We start from the raw sequence: 3,848 nt of genomic DNA on the forward strand, positions 1-3,848 counted from the left end.
CGACATGCGCCTCCCGCACCCGCCCCGGATCGATATCCTCGATCCGCAGGAGGAATCGCCCGCCCGCCGCCCGCGCCAGATCGTGCGCGCGCACCGCCGAGAAGGCGTGGCCCAGATGCAGCGCGCCGGTGGGGCTGGGCGCGAACCGCGTCGTCACGACATCGCCACGCGCCGCCACCCCTTGACGGCATGGGGCCGACGATGCTGTCATGCCCCGGTCATGCTTCGCCGGTACGAAGCAGGGCGATGGGAGACGCGGCCTGATCGGGCTTCGCGTCCCGGGTGCGACGGGGCCGGATGGTCGAGAAAGGGCGCTCTGCCGACAAAGCGGAGGCCGTGACGCGTTCATGTATCATCCCGACCTGATCCGACATCCCGATGGCTGCCCCGCGCTCGTGCTCAACGCGGATTATACCCCGCTCAGCTATTATCCGCTCAGCCTGTGGCCGTGGCAGACGGCGATCAAGGCGGTGTTCCTCGAACGCGTCGATATCGTGTCGAATTACGAGCGCGAGGTGCACAGCCCCACGCACGTGATGAAGCTGCCCTCGGTGATCGCGCTGCGCCAGTATGTCCGCCCGTCGCAGCATCCCGCCTTCACCCGCTTCAACCTGTTTCTGCGCGACCGCTTTGCCTGCCAGTATTGCGGCGTGACGACCGATCTGACGTTCGACCATGTCGTCCCGCGCGCGCAGGGCGGGCGGACGACGTGGGAGAATGTGGCCACCGCCTGCGCGCCGTGCAACCTGCGGAAAGGCGGCCGCACGCCGCGCCAGGCGAAGATGAGCCTCGCCGTCGCCCCCATCCGCCCGACGAGCTGGCAGTTGCAGGAACAGGGGCGCAGCTTCCCGCCCAATTACCTCCACCAGAGCTGGCGCGACTGGCTCTACTGGGACATCGAGCTGGAGGCCTGACCGCCGGCTTGCCTGTAGCGCAAGGGACGACGGAAAACGGGCGGCGGAACAGACGGCCGATCGAGTGAGCGACAGCCTTATGGCACGTGCGTCCAGCTGGCGCGGACCTTCCCCCTTCCGCTATTCAAGGGGGAGGAAAAACGGGTGAGGCGCGACCATACGCCCCGGCCCCGGCATATTACCGCCGGCCCTTCAGCTCCGTCCCCGTCAGCCGCACCACGTGGAGCACGTTGGTGGAGCCGGGCGTGCCGAACGGGACGCCCGCCATCACGATGATCCGGTCGCCGGCCTTCGCGATGTTGTGGCGCAGCGCCATGCGCTTGGCCTTGCCGACCATCTCCTCGAAACTGTCCACGTCGCGCGTGTGGACGGCGTGGCTGCCCCACAGCAGCCCCGTCCGCCGCGCCGTCGCCAGCTTCGGCGTCAGCACCAGCAGCGGCACCGACGGGCGCTCGCGCGCGATCCGCCGGGCGGTGGAGCCGGACATGGTGAAGCAGATGATCGCCGCCGCCGAGACGGTGCGGGCGATATTGGAAGCCGCCTCCGACAGCGCGTCGGCGGTGGTGGCATCGGGCCGCGTCTCGGTGAAGTGGATGCGCGCGCCGTAGCTCGGGTCCGCCTCCACCGAAATGGCGATGCGGTCCATCATCGCCACCGATTCCTCGGGCCAGCTGCCCGCCGCCGATTCGGCCGACAGCATCACCGCATCGGCGCCGTCGTAGATCGCGGTCGCCACGTCGGACACCTCGGCGCGCGTCGGCGTGGGGGCGAGGATCATCGATTCGATCATCTGGGTCGCCACCCCCACCGGCCGGCCCATCCGCCGTGCCATCTCGATGATGTTCTTCTGCACCGGCGGCAGTTTTTCCGGCGGACATTCCACACCCAGATCGCCGCGCGCCACCATCACCGCGTCGGCCAGTTCGAGGATGCCCTCCAGCCGCTCCACCGCCGCCGGCTTCTCGATCTTGGCGAGCAGCGCCGCCTTGCCGCCGATCAGCCGCCGCGCCTCCGCCACATCCTCGGGCCGCTGGACGAAGGAGAGCGCGATCCAGTCCGCCCCCTGCTCCAGCGCGAAGGCCAGATCGGCGCGGTCTTTCTCGGTCAGCGCGGGCAGCGGCACCACCACGTCGGGCACGTTCACGCCCTTGCGGTTGGAGAGCGCGCCGCCGACCTCCACCAGCGTCTCGATCCGCTCGGCGGTCACCGACAGCACCCGCAGCACCAGCTTGCCGTCGTCGAGCAACAGCCGGGTGCCGGCCTGCAGCGCCTCGTAGATCTCGCGGTGTGGCAGGTTGACGCGCACGGCATCGCCCGGCTCGGGATCCCGGTCGAGCACGAACCGCTCGCCCTTCACCAGCTGCACCACGCCGGACGCGAAGGTGCCCACGCGCAGCTTCGGCCCCTGGAGGTCGAACAGGATCGTGGTGACGCGGCCGAGTTCCTTCTCGATCTGGCGGATCGCCTGCACCAGCGCGGCCTTGTCGGCATGGCCACCGTGGCTCATGTTGATGCGAAACGCGTCGGCGCCGGCCATGAACAGCTTGCGGATCATCTCGGGAGAGCTGCTCGCCGGCCCGAGGGTCGCCAGCACGCGGACCTTGCGTGCGCGAGGTGCTATCTGGATCATCGGGTTCCCCAAGGCATCTGCACGGAATGGACAGCGCTCCACATGGCGCTGCAACCGGCCGAGGGCAACCGCCGTCACGCCCGCCCCGGCCCGGTTGCGAAAAACGCCGTACGGCGTTAAGGCGACGCGGTTTTCACGCTGATTCTCCAGTCCAAAAGGGGCCTGATGGCAAAGGAAGAACTTCTCGAAATGCGCGGGAGCGTGGTGGAGCTGCTCCCCAACGCGATGTTCCGCGTGCGCCTGGAGAACGATCACGAGATCCTCGGCCACACGGCCGGCAAGATGCGCAAGAACCGCATCCGCGTCCTCGTCGGCGACGAGGTGCTGGTGGAACTGACGCCCTACGATCTGACCAAGGGCCGGATCACCTATCGCTTCAAATAAGCACGGGCCCGCCCGGGCGGGCGCCCCGACCTCTTGCAGGCGGATGACCTGATGCGCCTGATCCTGGCTTCCGCCTCGCCGCGCCGTCGCGACCTGCTCGCCCGGATCGGCGTGACGCCCGACGCCGTCGCCCCCGCCGATCTGGACGAGACGCCGCTGCCCGGCGAGGCGCCGGCACCGCACGCCCGCCGCCTCGCCGCGGCCAAGGCCGCCGCCGTCGCCCACCTCCACCCCGATGCCGTGGTGCTGGCGGCCGATACGGTGGTCGCCGCCGGACGCCGTATCCTGCCCAAGACGGAGGACGAGGCCGCCGCGCGGCGGTGCCTCGTGCTGCTCTCGGGCCGACGCCACCGCGTCCACACCGCCGTCACGCTCATCGTGCCGGAGGGGGCACCGCGCCACCGCCTGTCCACCAGCATCGTCACCTTCAAGCCATTGTCCGCCGCCGAGATCGACGCCTACCTCGCCGGCGGCGAATGGCGCGGCAAGGCGGGCGGCTATGCGATCCAGGGCAGCGCGGAAAGCTGGGTGCGCGCCTTCACCGGCAGCCATTCGGGCGTGATCGGCCTGCCCCTGTTCGAGACGCGCGCGCTGCTCGTCGCCGCCGGGATCGCGCTGACCGGACCGCCGCTTGGCTGAGTGGCTGTACGAGGCCGGCATCGGCGAGACACGCGCCGCGCTGGTGGCCGGCGACGTCATCCTCGAGGCGCTGATCGAGATCGACGGCGGCGGCCCGCGCGCCGGGGCGATCGTGCCGGCGCGACTGATGCGCGTGCTCGCCCCCGGCCGGCGCGGGATCGCACGGCTCGAGGGGGGCGACGAGGCGCTGCTCGAACCGATCCCCGCCGGCGTTACCGAAGGCCGCGACCTGCTCGTGGAGATCGTGCGGGAGGCGCTGAGCGAACCGGGCCGGCCCAAGC

The 3,848-nt window shown here is 70.3% G+C and carries 5 protein-coding genes and 1 pseudogene; 4 read left to right on the top strand and 2 right to left on the bottom strand.

The genetic code is table 11. The features are described from left to right. Positions 1-211: glutamate--tRNA ligase family protein (locus FOY91_RS20840; RefSeq protein ID WP_238995826.1), on the bottom strand; the 211-nt coding region annotated here is incomplete at its 3' end. Positions 212-347: 136 nt separating this feature from the next. Between FOY91_RS20840 and FOY91_RS20845 the strand changes: the two genes are divergently transcribed. Further along, positions 348-914, top strand: a complete 567-nt coding sequence (locus FOY91_RS20845) for an HNH endonuclease (protein ID WP_145155925.1) — start codon at positions 348-350, stop codon at positions 912-914. Between the two features lie 178 nt (positions 915-1,092). On the opposite strand, the gene pyk is transcribed toward FOY91_RS20845, so the two are convergent. Beyond that, positions 1,093-2,544: a pyruvate kinase gene (gene pyk, locus FOY91_RS20850; protein ID WP_145155927.1), complete on the bottom strand. Its 1,452-nt coding sequence runs from the start codon at positions 2,542-2,544 to the stop codon at positions 1,093-1,095. A 165-nt stretch (positions 2,545-2,709) separates the two neighbouring features. Here pyk and infA point away from each other — a divergent pair, with 165 nt between their 5' ends. The 3 genes and pseudogenes from infA to FOY91_RS20865 all read left to right on the top strand — a co-directional run. Next, entirely contained in the window at positions 2,710-2,928 is a 219-nt protein-coding gene (gene infA, locus FOY91_RS20855; protein ID WP_107967729.1) for a translation initiation factor IF-1, read from the top strand. 51 nt (positions 2,929-2,979) lie between these two features. Further along, positions 2,980-3,567 (top strand): Maf family protein, encoded by a 588-nt coding sequence (locus FOY91_RS20860; RefSeq protein WP_145155929.1) that lies wholly within the window; start codon positions 2,980-2,982, stop codon positions 3,565-3,567. Beyond that, a pseudogene (locus FOY91_RS20865) lies at positions 3,560-3,848 on the top strand (ribonuclease); the annotation flags it as partial. The gene FOY91_RS20860 and the pseudogene FOY91_RS20865, both read left to right, overlap by 8 nt.

The organism is Alterirhizorhabdus solaris (assembly GCF_007785815.1).
GTDB lineage: Bacteria > Pseudomonadota > Alphaproteobacteria > Sphingomonadales > Sphingomonadaceae > Alterirhizorhabdus > Alterirhizorhabdus solaris.

What these genes read in the sequence shown, in the direction of transcription:
- infA (WP_107967729.1), top strand. Translation starts at nt 2,710, where the DNA reads ATGGCAAAGGAAGAACTTCTCGAAATGCGCGGGAGCGTGGTGGAGCTG.
- FOY91_RS20860 (WP_145155929.1), top strand. Translation starts at nt 2,980, where the DNA reads ATGCGCCTGATCCTGGCTTCCGCCTCGCCGCGCCGTCGCGACCTGCTC.
- FOY91_RS20845 (WP_145155925.1), top strand. Translation starts at nt 348, where the DNA reads ATGTATCATCCCGACCTGATCCGACATCCCGATGGCTGCCCCGCGCTC.
- pyk (WP_145155927.1), bottom strand. Translation starts at nt 2,544, where the DNA reads ATGATCCAGATAGCACCTCGCGCACGCAAGGTCCGCGTGCTGGCGACC.